This window comes from Stenotrophomonas sp. GbtcB23 (genome assembly GCF_019091045.1).
Taxonomy (GTDB): Bacteria; Pseudomonadota; Gammaproteobacteria; order Xanthomonadales; family Xanthomonadaceae; genus Stenotrophomonas; species Stenotrophomonas rhizophila_A.
Genome location: NZ_JAGXKC010000571.1, coordinates 1 through 247 on the forward strand (window position 1 = coordinate 1; position 247 = coordinate 247).

Consider the following 247-nt stretch of genomic DNA (forward strand, 5'->3'; position numbering starts at 1 on the left):
TGACGATGGGGCGAGACGAGACACTCATTTGACAAGCTTTGTCTCGAGGAAGTCAGGCCATGGAGCTTGTGGATCGATCCGGACATAAGCGGTGCCCGGCAGGCCTGTCTTGACCTGCGTCAGGTGCGCCTGAAGAAGGGAGGCGGGGATTTTCGCCCGTACGCGAAACATCAGTTTCGTTCGCTCCTCCACCGTCTCGACCGTCTTGGGCGTGAATTGCGCGACATTGGCGACGAACGAGACCGTC

General features: G+C 59.1%; 1 pseudogene. It reads right to left on the minus strand.

Annotated elements, in window-relative coordinates:
* Positions 1–24: 24 nt before the first annotated feature.
* Positions 25–247, minus strand: a pseudogene (locus KVS69_RS20150) (multidrug transporter); the annotation flags it as partial.